We start from the raw sequence: 20,515 nt of genomic DNA, 5'->3' as shown, positions 1-20,515 counted from the left end.
TCTTCACCGATTTTGGCAAGGGTCATAACCCCCCAGCAGAGCCATTCCCGTTTCGTGTCCTGCCGTCCAATTTTCGCCCCTTCTGGAATGGTTCTCGGTTCCGGCATGGCGATTGGCTGGATGACTTGTTTGAGGTGATGACCATGCGCCCTCATGAGGGGTTCACTCTATCGATTGGTAAAACGTGTCATTGACGAGTGGGATCCAGTTGATTTGTTGTCTCATGCTCCCCCTGATGAGTATGATCCCGAAATCAGGGAAATTACCAGGCGGATGACCCCATCCCAAACACCTGAAGAATTGGCTGAAAGTATTGAGCGTGTTTTCATTACGTATTTTGGGGAGGCGTACGAGCGCCCGATTGAAGAATGTCTCGCCGTCGCTCAACGTTGCTGTCTTCGATGTCCAAGACGTACCATGATGACTGTGTTACATGACTGAAGTTTCCTACGTCCACAGTTCATATGGTTGTTACGTGTATGCCCAACATTATGGGGGGATGTTTCATGTTTGATCGCTATACCAACAAGTACGCCCGATGGATTCGGGTACTTGCTCTAGTCGTTTTTGGTGTTAGCATTGTTGTTGGCTTCGTTATGTGGATAGAGGATTTTGAGGATCATTTTGGTCCATTTATCACCACCGTGTGCTATTCAGCCATCACCGCCATTCTCATGTATGGATTTGCTGAAATCATCGAAATCTTATCCCGTATTCTTCAAAGACTCGAATCGGTTGACGGTATTGAGAAATTGCCAGAGAAACAGCGTGATCCCGAGTGAGGAGAGCGCCCCGACCATTTATCGACAGATGGAGCCGCAAATGGATGATGGTTTGTTCCCAATGGTCTCGCGGGGTGGTCTTTCTGCTTCCACTCATCATGCTGCTGCTGGAGAATCTTGAACCCTGGCATATTTACGCGGTACAAATCGTCACCGGACTCATTCAACCTTTGTATGTACCCGCGAGCCTGGCCATAACCCCGACAATCCTTCCCAAACACCTGCTGCACCGTTCCAATTCGTATATGGAGGGAACCGCTCGTTTGATGAGTGTTTTGGCACCGGCGCTTGGGGGCATTGTAACCGAACGTGCAGGTGTCACGTTCACCTTGCTGTCGATTTGCATCTGTTTTATGGGAAGCGGGTGTTTGCTGCTGTTCTTGCAAGAATCGCGATCCCCCCAACCAATCAGAGCCACATGGTTGCAGCAATTTCTGGAGGGAATCACGTACTTCCTGAAACAGCCCATTTTGGTTTGGCTCGGTGTGTTTCTGGCTTTTGTTCAATTTGGAGTCGGCGTGACCATGGTCGTGAATCTGCCTTATGTGACGGAAGAACTGCATGGCAGTTACGCGGAATATGGTTACGTTATGGCGAGTTTTCCCCTTGGGTACGTACTGGGTTCCATGCTTGTCGGAAGAATACAGATTCAGACGGGGAACCGAAGGATGGTCATGATCGGTTCTTTGTTGATCGGCGGGCTGACATTCATGGCACTCGGGATCAATCCCCATATCGAATGGGCCATCCTTACCGAAACGATCGCCGGCATGGCCATGCCCTTTTTTCATGTGTACAGTACAAGCCTGTATCAGCAAACGGTACCGAATGAGGTCATGGGGAGCGTGTTTTCCGTTCGGTTATTTATCATTCGCAGTGCAATGCCCTTGGGAGTTCTTGCAGGTAGTTCTCTAAGTGAATGGTGGGGAGTACGGCCCCTCTATCTGCTGATTGGCGTTTTGATTTCGACGATGGCCCTAATCGGAATGGTGTCCCCTTTCTTTCGCTTTCTGGATGAACCGCTTGACAAACAGCGCGATGTAAACTAGACGTCGTATGAAAGGATGCCGGGAACCAGCCCCTCTCCCCATGAAGCAGATCAAACGCGTGCAGGATAACTAACAGGAAACATCCGCGAAAGCAGTCTGAAACGGTACGGTTCCGTTTCGACTGCTTTTTGATTTTCGCCACTTGTCATCGTGCATCCATTCTCGCAGCGAAGAGTGCGTCCGCCGGCACGGGACCGCATCCGAATTTTTTGTTTGCCTGTATACATATGTTCTGTTCAATCGTCGTTGTAAGTGAAAGGAGGTTGAAAATGGACAATGAGATGCAGCCACTATTGGAAGAAAAGATGGAGCAAATCAAGCGATATCTGATCCGTCTCGGAGCCGACCGGAACGACGCGGAAGACATTGTGCAGGATGCCGTCTATAAAGGGCTGCTGTACATTGATTCGATTGTTCCGGAGAAGTTCTTCGCCTGGCTGTTCAAAGTCGCGTTGAATCGATATTACGATCTGTGCCGGAAGAGAAAGCGCATCCAGATTCCCATCGACTCCGTGATCGTCGAAGATGCCGAAACCCCCGAAGCATTGGTTCTGCAAAAAGAGAACCAGGAAGAAATCGAACGAGTCCTGAACGAATTGCCGCCGTTTCACAAGCAGCTCCTGATCATGAAATACGAGCTGGATCTCTCCTACCAGGAAATCGCGGGGCTGCTCGGCGTCAAAATGGAGTTGGTGAAGACCTATCTGTTTCGGGCGAGAAAACAATTTCAGAAAAAATACAGGAGGGACGAATCGTGAACGACAAAGCATTCATCCAGGACGGAACGGTGACGTCGCTTGTGAAAAAAGCGAGACGCGCAACGCTTTTTCGAAATATCGGGATCTCGCTGGTAGTTTCGCTGCTGGTGCTGGCCGGCGGTTTTTTGGGAAGCAGGCAGTTGCTCGGCAAAAGCGCCGATGATGCCTTGCGCGACATTGCGTTATTCAAACAGATCAGCGGTCCCAATGTACACGAAGCCGGCTATCGGATCAACTTCGGTCTCTTCAGCGGCACGCTTGAGTACCAGACATACAAGCTGGTGGAAGGGATTCCCGTGGCGTGGAACCAGGAAACGTTCGAGTTCAACGCCCTGGGCAGCGTTTCCAGGCTGCCGGGAAATTATTCGTCGATCCAGCTTCCCGATCCGGCCATGAAGGATTTCCATTATCAAAGACCGTTCAATCCGCAAACGGGCCAACGGGAGATGCTGTTTTACCTGCCCGGCATCGACTACGGACACTACCTGAACGATCTGGCGTCTCTGAATGAAATCGGAAGCGGAAGATACGTGGAAATGGCGATTTCCTTCGACAAGAGTTACACCGCTGCCCAAATCAACGCCATGCTGCCGGAAGGGGTGCATCCCGTCTGGTACTGGGTCGACACGTATTACGACAAGGAAGCATACACCCCCAAAACAGTCGTCGAGGAGCAGAAAATGCCCGACGGTTCCATCAAGCAGGTGGAACGGGTTACTCCTCCTGCTCCCGATTCGGCGCGTGACGTTTACGGCTTTGATGCGAACATGGGCGATAGCGAAGAGGGACAGGGGACTGAAAAAGATTTCTTGCGCTCGCTTGAAAACGGCTTGACCTACGGAAAAAAATATTACGCCGAATACAAAAAAATCTACGATTACCTCAAAGGCGGCAAAGAAAAGCCAACCGAACGCGACGTCAAAATACTGGGGGTCGTGGTCACGGGAAGCCCCGACAGCCTGAAAGCCTTGCAGGGACAGCCATATGTAAAGGCTGCTGTCTTGGGAGCCGTTGTGGACAAATACTGATCTGCAGCAAAAGACTTGGTACGTTGCAAGGTCTTTTGCTGGTTTGATCCCCTTGTCGACTTTCATCCAACCATGTCACGGCAGCCGGCGAATGGTTGGCGGGCAGCCATGTTGTGCGGCAGGTGGTTTACACGTCTGGGGAGAACTGCCTCCTTACTCAACAGAAAAACCTCACCGTAAAGCGATGAGGTTCTTTACAAATTCCAGCAGGACGCTTTTGAAGGGGATATGCCGCAATTGTGGAGTTTTCAGTTTCACGATGGGAAAGACAGCGTCATCATGCGCGTAGAGGATTTCACGGTGTGTCTTTGTTGGATGTCTGACGAGATGATTGCTCTCATGGAACAAAGAGAGCTCTTCCCCTGTGAAGAACTGGAAGCGGTAGACTAGTCCCCAACCAAAACAGGCAAACGGCACACAACCGGTTGCGGCTCTCCCAGAGTTTGGCCGGCTATTTCGCTGTTCCAGGGTTCCTCAGGTGTACATTTGCCGTTGCGGGTACCAGCAAGCTTGACCAATCTGTTCTTGAGACATACTGCGCCGGTCGCCTGCTCTTTTCAGGTGGTGCCGGTCGTTGTTCATCCTGATGCGGTACGGCGTGATATCCCCTCCGCCCGCCTTTCAGTCCGGCCATCAGGTGTTGTTCAGGCAGAGCGTTTTTCAGAAGCGGACTGTCCGGCACATAAGACTCGCGTTGCTGTCCGGCCAACCGTCACTGATTCTGCAGACAAGCAGCAGAGGCATATGAAAAAGAGCGGGATCGTGATATTGTTACATACCATGAGGATGACGACAGCACCGTCTTGTTTCACACAATACAAGGTAACGTTAGCGAACACATCATCCAGCCATGTTCTTGCGATCCACACAAATGGTGATTCGTTCCCCCGTTATATTTAAGTCAGCCGGCCATGAAAAAACCGTAGATGGCTTCACCTACGGTTTTCTTTACGAGGGTCCGGGGAGATGCCGGGCACCATCCCCTTACTTGTTTTCTACTTGAATAAACGGAGTGGCCCCGCCTGTCACATTTGGCAATTTCCCGTCCCAACGGCGAATGGCCTCTAACTGCGCTTCAATCTGCCTGAGCTGAATCAATTCCGGCGTGACTTCTTGTTTTTGCAGCCGTAATGCTTCTGCCTGGGCTTGTGCTTTGGTGATTTCCTGTTCCTTTTCAATCTTGATCCGTTCCAGGTCGAGTTTGGACTTGAGCGCCTGCTGCTCGGCCACCTGTTTGGCTTCAATGGCACGGTTAAACTCTTCACTGAACATGAACTCGCGGATGTTGATTTCGTCCAGGATGATATGATAGGCGGACAGTTTTTGGGCCAGGACCTCTTTTACCTTGGTACTCACTTCCGATCGTTTCGAGACCAATTCTTCCGCTGTATATTGGGCCGTGACCGCTTTCAAGGCTTCTGCAATGGCCGGGTCGACAATCCGGCTTCCGTACTCAAACCCCACCTGCTGATACAACTTGTTTACGTTGTTGGCATCCAGATGATGGTTTACCGCGATAGTGGTGGATACCGTCTGCAAGTCGCGCGAGGCTGACGTTTGACTGGTCTCTGATTTTTGCACTCGTACTTCCATGGGGATAACGGTTTGGATAAAGGGAATCTTGAAATGAAGCCCCTCATCCAACACCTTTGGCTGAACGGCTCCCAACTGAAGCACAACCCCGCGATGCCCTGCGCTGATGATGGTAAATGATTGAAACGCGATGAGTGCCGCAAGCGCAACGACGATGATCGTGATGATCGCCTTGCCGACGACGGGTCGCAACGGACTCAATTTTATTACGTTCTTCTCGTCCATGTCTGCCTCCCTCTTTCTGTGATCCTTATGGGATACGAACGGGAAGGGATAGAGTTTCGAATGTTATTCTTTTTCCGATTTGTCCAGTCTTTAAAATAGGAAAGAAAAAACCCTTGAATTTCTCAAGGGTTTCAGCTTCTTATAGTGATTCAGACAGGTTCGAACTAGTGATTCCGATCCTGTCAATAGTGTAAAGGTGGAAAACAGCTTATTGTTTTTTACACATTTATTGTCGTACTATCCGTTCACTGTGTCCAATGTTCTAGCACTATCAATGACAGGTTTGCGGTTGAAAGTGTTCAGTTAATACAAATAATAAACGCTCTTGCCATTACAATATATGAGTGAAGCACTAGTCAATGGCACAAAACTTATTGTATCTATAAAAGTCTCTGTCACATAAGGATTATAATACGCTTTTTTCCAAGACAGGGCATTTCCTATTTCTTCTTTACAACATACTGTACCACGAATGAAAGCATGGACGTTTTTTCTACGTTCTTTGAGTACTCTTTCACGTCCTTTAGGGTACACAATAAACGTAGCAGAGTTTAATAATATGTCTTTAACATAGGCAATAACCCTTCTTGTGGTAGCATCCCGAACGGAAACACATTGTTTCGGAATATGATACGCGATAAGCACAGTTTTCCCACTCAAGGAACAACTATCAATTAAATATGGAACAGACATACTGATCAGCACTCCAAACTTATAATACTAATCAGTATGCTTTAACAGATGCTTTTTATACCTCATTGATAATTTTAATCAACTTACGGAATTTACACTGTACATACGCATGGTACAGTGTCTTCCTCCTGGCAAAGGTATTTATCTACTCCTTCACGTTCTAATAACTCACGGAACTGCCGTAATGTGAATGGTCCTCCATTCCGTTTGAGGATTGATACGTCTTTATTAAAAGTCTGTCGAAATCGTTCCTCCATCTCTTCCTGTTCATAATATACATCAGGCCAAATCTTGTAAAGTTGAGCATAATGCCTATATCCCCCTCGGACACATCTCCCACCACAATTGGCATGCGCAAAACCTAATTTATACATTTCCGGTAAACGAATTCCCCACTCCTCCTCGATGATTTGCTTAACATTTACTTCTTCCTTAAAGGTTGTAATCAGCGGGAAACGGGTTTCAACCGGTTCCAATGGATAATGTTCATAAAATTGCTTTAAATTTTCCGCACGATGTTGTTCATGGCGACCAATCCCAAAGTAAAGGATTGGTTCTAGTCCATGATCAGAACGCAGTTCTTCTATAAATAGTACTGTTTGTCGCACTTTTAATTCTTCAGAGCATTTTGCTAATCGGGAATTCCCCATATAACGGTAATCGTAGAATACTTCCTCTGGAGTTCTACCATCCGTTCGGTACGTAATCTCTAACCCAATATAGTCTGCAACTTCGTGCATAAAACGATAATTGTCTTCATGTTCCCATAAGGTATTCGTAAAGAAAAGAATGCAGTTTTCTTTCCCAAACGTTTGAACCATATGGTATGCAACGAAGGCCGAAGAGGCACCCCCACTGAACATTGAGACGTGTACAGGTTTTCTCTTCATTAGTACTTACTCCTTTAGATTTCTTGTAAAAGTTTCCATAAAAGATATTTTAATTCTTGTTCTGTAATATCACGTCCAGCGTACTTTAGCATATTTTTAATATTTGCATACAAAAGCTGTGACTTCTTGGAAAGCTCTATAGGTGTCATACTGCCTATGGACGCTGCCGCCTGTTTAAGCAAATATTCGCTTTCAGCCTTTCCGGTCTGTATCGTTAAAAGCTCCCATTCATGCTTAAATTGTTTTAAAAACATTGTTTGAGTAGTATCCGACCATTCGCTTCGATGAACACCTACCAAATGTTCCGCAATCTCATCAATTCCCCGTTCCTTAGCTCTCTCAATCGACAAAGTAACAAGTTTACTGTTCATCTCTACCGAATCAATTGCTGTTTGACTAATAGTTTCCAATAGCGATTCAAAAGATTGAAAGCCTGTCATCTCTAAGAGAGTTTGGGTTAACACCAGGCGGTTCGTTTCCATAAATGTTTCAATTTCGCTTTTTATCGCATCCAAACGATCTTGCACATCCATTAATTGCTCAATAAGACGGAAAGGATCGATTTCTCCAGCTCGAATGATAGATTTAAATTGAATCGCATCTTCAGACATTTGATTAGAAATTTGTGTAAATTTTGGTAGGGAACGTAACCATTTTACCAATATTTCTGCCACAACAGTGAAGTGAATGGACTCCTTGTCAATTTCAAATAAATGTCCAACGCTCTCTAGCACACTTCGATGTTCGGGTTTTATCTCAATAAAAATGTATTCGTAGTCTTCAGAGCGCTCGAACATTTCGAAGATAACTTCTCCTCTCAAATGAGGAACATGCATACCGTACGAATAAAAGATTAGTTGATCCCAAAAATCTCGCAACAAAGCTACGCACAACAAAGGGATAATCGGCTTTCTAATTCCGAACGGAGAATCAGAGAACAATCGAACAACTTCGCTTAAACAACCCCTAGGATATTGTTTTAAATACTGTATCAGACAGTTTCGAAGTTTCTCTAATGAAAGCGAATTGCATTGAATGTTGCCATCCGTACTTACCTTATAACCATGGTTTTTTAGAACACTAGCATAAATCAAATAGTTAGGCCCGAATCCTTCAATAGCAAGGTTTGGCTCATAAGGACAGGTAATCAACCTATTTATCACATCTATCGCCGCTCTCTTTTGAACGTGCGTGATATGGTTACGGTTGAACGACTCATTTCGTATTTCGGGTGTATCCGGGTAAAGTTCAAACATTAATTCAGAAACATAATGTTCCAAATGCGCTTGCGAATGCACATTGATCTTTTCTTGGTTCTTCCACCACCTCAAAGTTTCATCAAATTGTTGATAGCGTCGAGAAAACTGGCAAATAAAATGAACAGTCTCCTGCATCAGATGGGCAAGTTCGGATCGGACTCGATTATCTGCTGCCGAGAGAGATGGGTCCTGAAGCATTCCCTCTAACGCTCCATAACGATAGAGAAACTGCTCAATCTCTCGTACTGTAAAGTTTGGAACACAAAATATTCCCTTCACAGGCAAAGTACTATCTTTTAACTTTTCCTGTATGGCTTCTCTCTGTTCTAAATGATCTAATAAGATGTAAAAAATGTACCCGTCAGCATGCGTTTGACTATCTTGTTTGATACTACTGTTAAGCAATTCTGTAGCCCAAATCCAGCAAACCTGAGCGTAACGGGTCATGCTTTTTTCATCATTATATTCTTGTGCCAACACATATCGATTTTCTAAAACATGTTCTAAGATTTCTCCTTTTCTCTTGTTACTCATGGCACAAGTTTGAATTCGTTGATTGATGAGAGATTCTAAATCAAGTGAACTACCTTCTACAAGTTCCCACTGGCCTAGTATTTTATTAAATCTAACAACTTTTAATCTCACCATTTCATTCAATACTTTTTCCATTTCGGAAATATTGATTCCTAAAGCATAGGCCATAAATTCAGATGTTAAAGACTGTTTGGATCTGGCATTTACGATATTCCAAAGTGTCATAAGCTTCAAAGTACGATGTATTACTTTATTCGTTTCAGAGGTAACAGAAACGAGTTTATTGTACAGTGCAACTTCAGGTATTGTACCGCCACTTTCTCCTTGAAAAAAGTACAAGAATAGCTTGTCAGCAAAATAATACCCTTGATCATGTTGAACATGATGCGGTAAAGAATAAGGATCTCTACTTTCAAAAAACGAGAACATCGTACGCTCATTTTGTCCCAAAACATGAGAAAGTAAAGGAAGCAAAAATACCGAAACTGGGTGTAATGGATACATGTTATAAATAATATGCTGTTCAACTTGATAGGGTGACATTTCCGGAAACAACGAATACTGTAGCGTATTTCTGACAATTTCTTCAATGAATACTGCATCAATTTCTTTTCTACTAATAGTTGCAATGGCCTGTTGTGCTAGTCGTAAGAAAGTTGAAGAATCTGTCTCTACCTGATATATTCGGAATCGTTTTTCTACCTTCTCAAACTCCGATTGAATCCATTCACTATGCGCGAGAGAATAATATCGTATGTTTTTATGTCCAATAAACACAACATGAAAATTATCCCGACTGTTGGCCAGTTCAGCCATCTCTTGTAAATCTTGCATAGTATCTAATACACGTGAATCAGAAATAGACTGTAGTAAACGTCCAAATTCGTCATAGACAATAAACAGTCCAAGTCCTCTATCTCGTAATTCATCTAATAAATGCTGTAAATGTACAACCATTGGACCGTCAAATTCACTAACAAAAACGGCCCCTGCGCATAGTTCTGAATATATTACTTTAAAATTTTCGATCAATTTTTCATCAAATCGCTGTATTGCACAAAACCAATCATTTACAGAGTAACCTAAACTAGATACATATTGACAAAAACGATTATAGGTTACAGGATATTCTTTTTCCCACTTTTGTATGACATGTTGGATAGTCTTGACCTCGCTTAAAACATTGATTTCAATTTGGTGCTCTCGTAATGCCTTCATTATGGCAGATAGTACAGCTTGTTTAAAATTACCCCTATTTCCACTAAGAATAACAGGTATGTAACGAACCTTAGTCTTCGTTCTCAACCATTGACATAACTCTGGATCAATCGTTTGAGCTTGTTCTATTAATCGATTACTACCTTCGTTAGACAACCGTCCAACAAGCCAATTGATTAGCAGAACTGATAACAAGGATTTTCCAGTACCATAAGGGCCTATCACAAAATGAGAATGCATTCCGTTTTCGGTTTGCAGCCCTTCAATTATTCCTCGAAAAATTTGAGAATGGGAAGGTGTTAGGATATAGTAGTCAACTAAACTTGGATCCTGGAGATCTAATTGCAAATGAATGCTCGATTTAAAGGTTTTCACTTACAGCGTCACTCTCCTCTGATACGCCATTTCCAAGAAGTTATATCTATCAGTTGAAGGGACATGAAGTTCATAAATCTGATTTGTTCTCACAAACTTGATTTCATAGACATCGTCCGCTTCCATTTGTTCGATTACTTGTAACATTTGATTGATCGACAAATTAAATATTTTTCCCCACAAACCACTTCTAAGTTGCAATTCATCCAGCGTGACGCTGAATGAATTCGATTTAAAACACCAGTCTAGTAACAAAAAATACAATGCATCTAAACCTATTCGCTCCAATTTTGGTTGACTTTTCATCCACACACCACGTTGTTCTTCTATAAGCCCCAAAGATGCCAATGGACTTGCGATAACCTCTTCTGGATCGGCGGACTGGACTGTCCCCATAGTGTAAACTTGTTTTATGCATTCAATATCGCGTCGGATGGAACTGTCTGAAACCGGGCGTCTAGATATCATCGACGCCCAGTTTCGTAATTGTTCTTGAAGTTCTTGTATTGTGCTTGTTCCCATGGAGTATTCATTAAAAAACCAATACCAACTTGTAGCCAAATCCTTTCGAGAAATTAAAAAATAATGAAGTAAAGCCCGGGTTAGGGGTAATCGTATGAAACGATCATACTTATAAAATAGTCGCCCAAATTCCGTTAGTTCGTGAACAACATATTTGCCTGAAACCTTATTTTCCCGAATAATGTTTGTTGCTAATGCCCAAAATTTAAGTGACTTAAACATGTTGCGGCCTAAGCCTATTTTTTCGAAGCCGAAATCATCAAAGAAAAAGCGTGGGTCTTGATCAACCATTTTCGCCGCTTTTGATAACCAGTTTACTCGTAAGTGAAAACTTTGATGTTGACCGAATCCCATCGTCTCGACAGCCTTTCTCTTATGTTGTCAATGTTTTTGAACTAAAATGTTGCAGTAACGCTCGTTTAACAGTAGTTGTTAGGAAGGGACTTTTACCACGCAACACTTGCCCTGATGTGATTTTTGCTAAAAAGTCTCCTCTGCCACCTAATTTCTCCGCTCCTTCTTCATCTAAAATTACCCCAGATGCATTGTGATCTGCCATTTTTAGTGCTAATCGTGCGCCAAAGTTATTGCGAATGTTGGTTGGTATAATATCCGCCTTTGGATTCTGGGTACAAACAAGGAGATGAATACCAGCTGCACGTGCTTTATTCCCAAGACGTTCAATAGCATTCTCCACTCGTTTCTTTAAGGCACCGTCTTGTAACATAAAATCAGCAAACTCATCAAAAATCACGATCATACGTGGTAAAGAACTTTTTGTCGCCTCAATATATTGGTCGATGCTAGTAACATATTCGTTTTTAAACATTTCGTAGCGCTGTTCCATCTCTTGAACTACTTGCTCTAACATATCAACAGCTTCCCTTAAGTCAGTTAAAACCGCTCTTGTATGAGCACATTTTTCAAATATGCTAAATTCCACTTTTTTTGGATCGATAAAAATAAACCTTACATCCTCTTGGGTATACAAACACATGATAGCTAGAATTATAGAGTTGATCGTTACACTCTTTCCGCTACCTGTTTGACCTCCAATTAATAGATGTGCCGTCTCAGAGTTTGCGAAGTCAAAATAAATTATGTCATTAAGGGGACCAACACCCAAAGGTGCAACCATACGACCTGATAATCTGACTTTTTCTGAAGCGAACTGTTCTCGAACCAAGGCCATAAACTTCTCAAAAAAGATGGTTTGTGGCTTTTCGCGATTAATATCAATGTTTAACCCCTTATTATTGATAAAAATGTGTGGACTGGAGTTTAATTGCAGCCACAATTGGACATCATCGGCCTTATGTTTGATTTTGTTCACGGACAAATTACTAGGGATATCCACAAGCATTCGAATGACACTCGAACCGATAATAGTCTCTCGCACACGAATCGGTATGCCATTCGCGTCAAAATTGACCCGCAATTTCTTGGCATAGCGTTCAGCAAGTTCTGCTATATTCTCCTCCTCATCATCGTATGTTAGTTGCAAGTGCTGTAACGCAAATTGTTCTGGATACAATGCTATTTCTTTCATCTCTGTTAACTCAATTTCATTTTGTAATGTCTCAACACATTTTTCTTTTGTTACAGCTACTAGATCGAACACAGAAGTTTTATCTTCATGAGAAATCACATCTTGATCAACTTTTTCACTACCAAATTCATAGTTTTGTTCTTGTAGCTCTCGATACTCAGGCTCGATAATTTCGTGCTTAGCCCCCAAAGCTTTCAAAATGTATGAACGATTGTAGATATTCGTTACTGTGTCTTCCGATTGCTGTTCAGAAACCTTTCCGTCAATCATACCGGTAGCGAACGGATATTCCACTAAATTAGAAGTATACACAAAAATATCAATCGAACCTGAAACAGTAGTGTAAATTCGTTCCAGAGGTAATTGTTGTAATTTCTTTAACAAATGTGCATCGGAAACAGAGTAGGTACTAAGCTCGACCAAATATCGAACCAATTCTTTGCGCCAATATTCAGCGCTAATTCTTAGCTCAGACAAATTAAACAGTCGCTTGTACTGTTCATTACCGGCTCTGATTTGCTTAATTGCATCATAGCGTTCCTTATCTAATAGCATATGGTTAATAAATTTAACCTCAATTAGCTCAAATTGAATTGAAATACCATTATCGGATGGGTGAATATAAATTCGAATAACATCTGGACGCCGTTGATTTTTTTGGAACCAGGGTAATTCATCGCAAAGTGCCCAAACCTGTAAACCATTGTCACTTCCGGCACGAGCCTCACAAGCCAGGTACAACCCTAAAAGTTCATGTGCGAATTTACCCGGACCGATAGCTTTCATGACGACGCCACCAGAAATGTCCTTTACCCGATCAATGGCGCGAATTATAATGTCTCGTTCAATTTCTTGATTCTTTAATAAAGCAACATATTTATGGTACAAACGATCATAGTAATCATGATCCTTCGTCTGATTAGCTAGTTTTCGAATGTATTTAGAGGACGAGAGTATCGATTTATATCTTCTTTGTTTACCTGCTCCTGATTTGTATCGAATTATTTGCGCCTTGGAAGAGACTTTCCTAAGCAACGATTTATCCATGAACCGATCAATTATCAAAGACCAGTTAGCTTTTCCGTGGATATAATTAATTAGATACATATCTTCCTGACTTGATATAGAAACGATACTTTTCAGTAGATAGTGCTCGTTCACCGGTAAAATTTGCTGTGTATGCAATGTATATTGCAACTTATAAAAATGTTGCATCACCTCAGGCAACTGCTCACTGACAATAGCTAAGCGCTTAACGGCTTCCTCTTTGTTCAGTGGTTCTTGACAGATAGTACCAAACCAATTTTCAGTAGCCTGTACGGAAACCTTTTCGAATTTATACTGTATATTATTGCTTTGACCAAAATAGTTGAGCAAAATGGCTATATCAACATCACTCATCGCACTATCAATAGCTTCGGTGATATTGTTAACATTTTGTTCTCCTATCACTTGGATCTCTAGTAATGGAACCTTACCATTGGAAACAATAAATTCTTCGCGCAGTGCCATCCATCCATTTAAATGTTGATGAAATTTTGCAGCCTCCCTATCACTATGAACAAGAATCTTCATTTTACGAACATCCGTTTGCTTAAATAAAAGTTCTACTGCGTGCGTGACGTACTCGGGATGGGGACAATATAAGAATAAAATGTCTAAACAGTCTTTCGCATATGGATATACTTCTAAGTAGTTTTTTACACAAGCTACCATTTCCTCTGCCATCGCATCCATCAAATGTTCCGTATCTTCACTATGTCCATTTAAAATAAACGTCCCTTCTCCACACAATTCTTGTTGTTCAAGTAGGAAAGCATCATAACCTTCCGCGGTAAAATACTGAGGCGCTAAAGCAGAGTTCTTCTCTAATACATATTGTAAATAATCATCTAATTCCTCCACGGTTATAGACTGAGCAAAATTTGGATCCTTCCACTTTAGTAATTCTTCTTGTATTAAAGTTAGCCGTTTTACAAAGCTAAGAAGTCGTATCGGATTGAGCAATGTTAGAACTCGTTTTAACGGTTTACCAACTTGTCCCTTTTTACAAGAATATGTGTCGATACTTCCTAAACATCCAATGTATTGAAAAATATGTCGGGATATTAATACAGACTGGTTAACGCGTGAAAGAAGATGGTATAGTTCGCTCTCTAATTCGTTTATAGGAATCGAACTCATCCCATTTTCCAATGATTCCCACACCCAATTATTAAAACGACTAATAAATTTAACAAAAGCTTGGATATCGTCCTGCTTAATTTCGCCTGTTGTCACATATTCTTTTACTTGTTCTTGTACTGTAGTAGCGAGATCAATGGTTTCAGCCTGTTCATCTGCATACGTTTTTATGTACGGAACAAATCCGTTTTCTTGAAAGGTTTGAATTAAGGCAAGGAGTTCACTTCGCTTTGAATTTACCCATTTATACCTTCTTGTGTTTCTTTCGTCCCTAGTAATCAAAGAGAGTTCAAATTGGACACCATCATCTTTGGATCTTGTATCTCTTTCCTCGAGTTGGTCCAAATGTTCCGAGTTAAGTTTAATAAGAGGAATATGTCGCGTGATATTTTTTAGATAGAACTTTAATAATTCTTTACTCCCCTTTGGTACATCACCAATAATGGTTAATTCAAAGCACCAGTTATCAGTAGTGCTTTCAGAGAGATTCTCTTCTAATAGTGAAATACTTTCGCAAATCAATCCGTGCAACCAGTCTGTATATACATGCGGATTTCGCACTTTCTCTATAAAGCGGGTTAATTTTTTCTGCAAAGCTGGTGCTGCATTTAGCTCTTCAGAAAACTCCTCCATGAATATCTGAATAGACTCTATTTGTTCTTCCATCTTGATGTCTTCAATGACTTCTTGAACCAATTGTTTCTGTGATTCATTAAGATTAAGCTGTTCGGTAAACTCAGCAATTTCAGCATCAAGCTTTTTCTTTCTTGTTTTGAATGTGAACAACATGCTTACAAAATCAAATTCATAAGACAACAATTCATTACTTTGTCGGTGTATAAAACTTAATGCTTGATCACGAAGAGTTTCTGGAGTTGTCTTTTCCCATATATCATTTTCGAAATTATTATTTTGTTCTGCTTCCAAAAAGTCATAAACGCGATCAATTAATTTATCTGTATCTAACTCTCTCCCTTCCTGCTGTAACCGCGACAAATAGTAATTTTTTTTGAGTCGCGCTAAAGAAGATTTTTGGATTGTTAGTCTGGTATCAACGAACAATTGCAATTTGGGTAGATTGCTTTGGATACGATCAATGATCGATTTGGACTTCTCGTCCGAAATAATTGAATAAGTAAATGCCAGCAAATGTTGCAGCTGAGGATCAGCTACTTGTTTATACAACTCAAAAAACTCAGTGAGTTTCTCGGCTTCTTGAGGATACACTTCATACTGTTGCACTAAAAGTTCCATCAGAACTTCCAATCCATCTTTACTAAGTAAACGTGCTTCGTCGATGGAAAAGATGTTCTCGAGGCTTTGAGCTTCTGTAGACACATCATTTAGAATTAGTAACAATGCTTGCTGATGTTGAGTGTTATTTCTCAACCATGTGGTCGTTTCGTGTTGCTTACATGCAAAATGAGGAAATTGTTCAATTTGAGAAATGGTACGGATAATTGGTTGATAATATTTTTTTAGATCTTCCTCTCTTCTTTCCATCCAATACAATAACCCGTGAACTGCAGACGGATGTATTCCTGTTATTTTGATAAATAGTTTATCTGCATTATTTTGCTTTTGTTTTTGAAAGTATTTAATTACAAGCTCTGTGGTCCACTGTCCTAACAATTGGTACATGTCAAGCATAGCTTACTTCCTCCATCCGTTTTATTGGAGAATATGGGTTTCGAATCATAGCAGTTGCATCGGAATATTCCACTAATAAACCATTGCGACGTAGTTTCTCACGCAGGGCTTTCTCGTTTTCCTGAAAGTATCGGACATTTAGTCTTGATCTTTCGTATAATCCGCTTTGACGAGCTTGAACTTCCCCAATTACGATACCAAATCGTTGGTAGATTTGATGCAAAAATGCGTGAAACTCCATTTTTTTACCTGGGCCAACCATAGTAAAAACGAGTGACTGAATAAACGTATCGGAAATTGTATATCTATAATTTACTCCTGAACCCCTGCGATATGTCGCTAGCCCTCCATCTCGAGTTAAAACTCTGGTAATATTTAGCTGATCCTTTTTCAATCTGTTTGAAACAACATCTTTAACTACGTCGTATAACCGACCGTACAGATCATTTTCCGAATTGCATGATTTTAGAACTGATTCGATTACTTTTTTAGCTGTCCTAAGCTTATCCAAGCCAAGACGCTTGAAAAACGCATCAGTGTCGTTTTTCCATTCGTTTAATTTTTCGTTCACTGAATCAGTATTTCCAACTGCTTCCTTGTACTTTCGTTCAAATTCCTTTTCAAATCGCTTCTTAATAAGGTTTTCATGCTCTTTAAATGTTTGAGCCGATAACTGGGTCACATGTGTATTGAGCCCATCTAAACAATCAAAGAAATAAAGCAAATCCTTTTCTCCAACGTCTTGGGCTCTTACGTGCATATATCTTGTCAACTGAAAACAAACAAGGCTTACTAGCAACCGAAATAATTCATAAATGTCCACATCGTTCTGAAGCAATAAAGCTAATTCATCGGCAAAATCTTTAAATATTGGCATCCTTGTATCTGGAAGGTACGGAACATTCTCTTCGTTTTGAATACTCGATCTAAGTTTGGAGTATTTTTTATCCGCATGATCTTCTTTTTCGCCTAACGCACTTTGAATACTTTCCACTACGCGATAAATCATTTTGTTTTTATTCAGAAGTTCTCGGAATCTTTCCTCAATGAAACGACGCTGTACATCATTCTCTTCGGTTCCATATGCCAGCATTAAAAAATACAATTCTCCACCGCGAGCAAAAAAGTTTCGTTCAATCGACATTTGTGATGATTCTTTTTTTCGAAGCTCAAAAAACAATAATGACTCATGAAGCGGGTACAATGTTCGTGCATACCACGATCGATCGGCTTCTTCACCGTTCACATTATAAAGTTCCACTTCTAAACTTCTTAAAAACTTTCGAAGAACAGTTAAATTATTCTCATCAGGAAACGTCTCTTTTAATTTTTCAAGCTCTGCTTCTTTTAGTGTGACAATGTCACGAACACTCCCCTCTTTCACTCCTTGAAAGATAAATTTTCGCAAACTTACCGATTTACGTTGTTTATATTCATGAGCATCAAAATTATAGTCCGTTCCATAAAGAACATTTAAAAACTCAAGAACATATTCTGGTCCTCTTTGTCCTTCCTTAAACCGATGCCCCCATATATGGGCGGAAAGTTGCGAAGTAAATTTGTCAATAGAATGATTTGATTGGTTAAGCCCCATTGATTTCCCTCCCAATAAAAAATCTAGTATTACGGTAAGTCGATTATATGGGGTACATACACACCTGTATCGTTATCCAACGCAAGAACTGTCAATTGATATTCATCTACGTCGCTGTTCTTAATTAACTCGTTTTTAAACGTATTAATTAAGATTTCAACATCCTGTTTTAATGTGACAAATAGGCCGCCATTTGCAATGCGGAGCAAATATTCGAAAACTGGTAATTGAACTTCTAGATTGCAGCCGTTTACCTGCAAAATGAACTTAGATTGCAGATAATCTATGTCGTCACGTCCCTTAATTTCTTTAAATTTTAAAGATGAATGTGAAATAGCTTGATGAATCATTAGATGTTCGTTGACCACAAGTAATTGGGTTTCACTTTTTGAAACCAACTTTTTAGAAAATATTCGATTCAATCCACTAATAAGATCTTTTCTGATATTGTATTGTGCTTGTTTATCATTCAATGCTTTTAGAAAGCGATAGAAATAACGATATGGTATTAAAAGCTCACGCGTATCATTGACTTGTGAACCAATTTCAAAGAAATACTTCCTTCGAAATCGAGGCATATACTTAAATAAAACCTTTTGCTCATCTTCCCGATGATGAGTACGATACAAATTAATATGCTTTTTAAAAAAACCAAATAGCATGTCTAAGTCATTATTAAATATTTGACTATGTAATTGTTCGACTTGCTCATCCCCGCTCATATCTCCATTTAAAATGAAGTCATCAACAATGGAAACGGAGGTGTTACCGGGATCAAACAAACGAAAATGACGAATTGCACCCAATTCACCTGAACTAACATCTGGCATATGTAAACCATAAAAGTTTTCGTAATAGACATAATTAGATAGGAGCCCTAAATCCTTATAAGATGCGTTTAAAATATCTTGGCACGTCAGTCCTCCCGTCAAAACATAACTAAATATGAATCAATATCTCTCGCATGGTTACGTGGATTCCCAGACAGTCCAATAGTCGGTATTGTTCAACTAAGCGCTCTTTAATTTGATCGACTGAAGTCCGAACGTGATTCAGATAAATGACACATTGAGTTTGCTTTGGGCATTTTTGACAAGCAGACCAATTCTCATTTTTATTCCATTCGTCTAATATTCTTTTTGCATAGATGGATGATGTTACATCTTGAAGATTGATTAAATGTAAACGATCATCATTATGTTCATGTGAAGAAAAACGATTAGAAACCATGTGATTCAGCTGTTGTAGTTCTGGATGACTAATTAAAGACTTCGTTAATTTCCCCTCGTTGGCGGCAATTAAGTAATACACACGGTTTGAATGATCGTTTAATACATGATTCTGAAGAGAGTGCAACTCTTTAAAAATAATGTCTTCCTTCAATTCGGATAAATCTTTTACGATGCGTATGCAGCCATTTACATATGGTACTTCCACTATTCCACACTCGGGCCATACCGTTAGAGTCTGACCAGAAAACGTTTCGTAAACCGTACGACAAAGACGTGTTTTGCCGTCACCAGCATTTCCAGTCAAAATTAGACTTCTTGGGTGTTTTGCAAACATCTCAATGATAAACTCTTCAATTTTTGTCTTAATCTTGAATTGAAAAGAAGCCATTGAATCTGTATACTCATCATAGATCTTAGCGTGATTTGGAGATAAGACATTATACTGATCTAAATAGTTTACAAATTCATTCATTCTCGCCATACCCCCGCCACTACATTCTTGACTCAAAAATATCATCACTCAAAATGTGCATAATTACAGCTAAAGATATTGAAAAACACGAATATATTCTGTCTTATAAAGCTTTTTTATATATAATCATTCAATAATTGAGACTTTTTTCCTATAACATAAATACCATATATTTAGATGAATATCTAGACTGTAAATCATTAAGATATAGCAATTTCCATCCTCGGTCTATTGTGTATATTTCCTGTGAAGGTGCCTTGTTTCTTTGGAAATCGTTATTCAAACAAACGGATTTTGGAATTCATCCCTCTCAAGGTAATCAAGTCCTCATGAACTGGCGTCCGAATCTTCGGTATAAACATCATAAAGAGGCAAAGAAACTTCCCCTTATTAAATTGTTTTGGAAGAGGTCTGATACTGAGGTTATAAATAAAGGGCAGCCGTTAGCTGCTCTGAAAAAACTATGTAAGCACGTACAATTCTAGCGCGTTACTTTAGATTACATAATATACTCTAGTATTTGAAAACACCTGTCTAATCTTGTCACTAATGAAGCAGAAATGCGTCAGCCTTGAATCATAGATACTCCCTGTTGCGAGTAAAATCTTTCGTTATTACATGATCTTTTATTAACCGTGCAAGTTCTGTCAACGCCGACTTTATTTTGACCCACCATCGCCGGTTTAGAACTGACCCACCCGGCGATTTTTTGTTGGTTAGGTGGTAGAGGGGGAGCCGTAGGCTCCAGTCCTCATTTTTTCACGAAGTCGGTAACTATTCCCCCTAATGTTGACGATGTGGGAATGGTGTAAGAGTCGATCCAGAATAGCTGTAGCAAGAATCGGATCGCCCATCAGTTCCCCCCATTCACCGAAACTCTTGTTGCTGGTCAACAGAATACTCCCTCT

The 20,515-nt window shown here is 40.8% G+C and carries 15 protein-coding genes; 5 read left to right on the top strand and 10 right to left on the bottom strand.

Features of this window, described 5'->3' with window-relative positions; translation table 11 throughout:
* Positions 1-153: 153 nt before the first annotated feature.
* From FOI68_RS24270 to FOI68_RS14680, 5 genes are all read left to right on the top strand, one after another.
* Positions 154-441, top strand: a complete 288-nt coding sequence (locus FOI68_RS24270) for a DUF1871 family protein (protein WP_143863618.1) — start codon at positions 154-156, stop codon at positions 439-441.
* A 65-nt stretch (positions 442-506) separates the two neighbouring features.
* Positions 507-782: a hypothetical protein gene (locus FOI68_RS14695; RefSeq protein ID WP_143863617.1), complete on the top strand. Its 276-nt coding sequence runs from the start codon at positions 507-509 to the stop codon at positions 780-782.
* Positions 779-1,831 carry an MFS transporter gene (locus tag FOI68_RS14690; RefSeq protein WP_255433510.1) on the top strand — a complete coding sequence of 351 codons (1,053 nt, stop codon included), beginning with the start codon at positions 779-781 and terminating at the stop codon, positions 1,829-1,831. The genes FOI68_RS14695 and FOI68_RS14690 overlap by 4 nt, the downstream gene beginning before the upstream one ends.
* A 269-nt stretch (positions 1,832-2,100) precedes the next feature.
* Complete coding sequence (locus FOI68_RS14685; RefSeq protein WP_143863615.1) at positions 2,101-2,589, top strand: RNA polymerase sigma factor; 489 nt, start codon at positions 2,101-2,103, stop codon at positions 2,587-2,589.
* Positions 2,586-3,617 carry an anti-sigma factor gene (locus tag FOI68_RS14680; RefSeq protein WP_185973960.1) on the top strand — a complete coding sequence of 344 codons (1,032 nt, stop codon included), beginning with the start codon at positions 2,586-2,588 and terminating at the stop codon, positions 3,615-3,617. Before FOI68_RS14685 ends, FOI68_RS14680 begins: the two co-directional genes overlap by 4 nt.
* A gap of 984 nt (positions 3,618-4,601) precedes the next feature.
* Here the strand turns inward: FOI68_RS14680 and FOI68_RS14675 are convergent.
* The 10 genes from FOI68_RS14675 to FOI68_RS14635 all read right to left on the bottom strand — a co-directional run.
* Positions 4,602-5,435: a prohibitin family protein gene (locus FOI68_RS14675; protein ID WP_029099853.1), complete on the bottom strand. Its 834-nt coding sequence runs from the start codon at positions 5,433-5,435 to the stop codon at positions 4,602-4,604.
* 303 nt (positions 5,436-5,738) lie between these two features.
* Positions 5,739-6,128, bottom strand: coding sequence for a hypothetical protein (locus FOI68_RS24365; protein ID WP_445438462.1), 390 nt, complete (start codon positions 6,126-6,128; stop codon positions 5,739-5,741).
* Positions 6,129-6,220: 92 nt separating this feature from the next.
* Positions 6,221-7,018: a phosphoadenosine phosphosulfate reductase domain-containing protein gene (locus FOI68_RS14670; protein ID WP_255433507.1), complete on the bottom strand. Its 798-nt coding sequence runs from the start codon at positions 7,016-7,018 to the stop codon at positions 6,221-6,223.
* A gap of 14 nt (positions 7,019-7,032) precedes the next feature.
* Positions 7,033-10,404: a hypothetical protein gene (locus tag FOI68_RS14665; RefSeq protein WP_143863613.1), complete on the bottom strand. Its 3,372-nt coding sequence runs from the start codon at positions 10,402-10,404 to the stop codon at positions 7,033-7,035.
* Positions 10,405-11,280, bottom strand: coding sequence for a DUF4007 family protein (locus FOI68_RS14660; RefSeq protein WP_143863612.1), 876 nt, complete (start codon positions 11,278-11,280; stop codon positions 10,405-10,407).
* 19 nt (positions 11,281-11,299) lie between these two features.
* Positions 11,300-16,309 carry an FtsK/SpoIIIE domain-containing protein gene (locus FOI68_RS14655; protein ID WP_143863611.1) on the bottom strand — a complete coding sequence of 1,670 codons (5,010 nt, stop codon included), beginning with the start codon at positions 16,307-16,309 and terminating at the stop codon, positions 11,300-11,302.
* Entirely contained in the window at positions 16,302-17,903 is a 1,602-nt protein-coding gene (locus FOI68_RS14650) for a hypothetical protein (RefSeq protein ID WP_143863610.1), read from the bottom strand. The genes FOI68_RS14655 and FOI68_RS14650 overlap by 8 nt, the downstream gene beginning before the upstream one ends.
* Positions 17,904-17,932: 29 nt before the next feature.
* A complete protein-coding gene (locus tag FOI68_RS14645) occupies positions 17,933-18,709 on the bottom strand; it encodes a hypothetical protein (RefSeq protein WP_185973959.1) in 777 nt (258 codons plus the stop codon).
* Between the two features lie 133 nt (positions 18,710-18,842).
* A complete protein-coding gene (locus FOI68_RS14640) occupies positions 18,843-19,607 on the bottom strand; it encodes a hypothetical protein (protein ID WP_143863608.1) in 765 nt (254 codons plus the stop codon).
* Positions 19,608-20,323: 716 nt separating this feature from the next.
* The coding region (locus FOI68_RS14635; protein ID WP_185973939.1) for an ATP-binding protein at positions 20,324-20,515 on the bottom strand (192 nt) is incomplete at its 5' end.

It is taken from the genome of Brevibacillus sp. LEMMJ03 (assembly GCF_007197875.1).
Taxonomy (GTDB): Bacteria; Bacillota; Bacilli; order Brevibacillales; family Brevibacillaceae; genus Brevibacillus; species Brevibacillus thermoruber.
This window is presented reverse-complemented; position numbering and strand designations above follow the sequence as displayed.

Coding starts and splice junctions, on each gene's coding strand:
- FOI68_RS24270 (WP_143863618.1), top strand. CDS start 154: ATGAGGGGTTCACTCTATCGATTGGTAAAACGTGTCATTGACGAGTGG.
- FOI68_RS14695 (WP_143863617.1), top strand. CDS start 507: ATGTTTGATCGCTATACCAACAAGTACGCCCGATGGATTCGGGTACTT.
- FOI68_RS14685 (WP_143863615.1), top strand. CDS start 2,101: ATGGACAATGAGATGCAGCCACTATTGGAAGAAAAGATGGAGCAAATC.
- FOI68_RS14675 (WP_029099853.1), bottom strand. CDS start 5,435: ATGGACGAGAAGAACGTAATAAAATTGAGTCCGTTGCGACCCGTCGTC.
- FOI68_RS24365 (WP_445438462.1), bottom strand. CDS start 6,128: ATGTCTGTTCCATATTTAATTGATAGTTGTTCCTTGAGTGGGAAAACT.
- FOI68_RS14670 (WP_255433507.1), bottom strand. CDS start 7,018: ATGAAGAGAAAACCTGTACACGTCTCAATGTTCAGTGGGGGTGCCTCT.
- FOI68_RS14660 (WP_143863612.1), bottom strand. CDS start 11,280: ATGGGATTCGGTCAACATCAAAGTTTTCACTTACGAGTAAACTGGTTA.
- FOI68_RS14655 (WP_143863611.1), bottom strand. CDS start 16,309: ATGCTTGACATGTACCAATTGTTAGGACAGTGGACCACAGAGCTTGTA.
- FOI68_RS14650 (WP_143863610.1), bottom strand. CDS start 17,903: ATGGGGCTTAACCAATCAAATCATTCTATTGACAAATTTACTTCGCAA.
- FOI68_RS14640 (WP_143863608.1), bottom strand. CDS start 19,607: ATGAATGAATTTGTAAACTATTTAGATCAGTATAATGTCTTATCTCCA.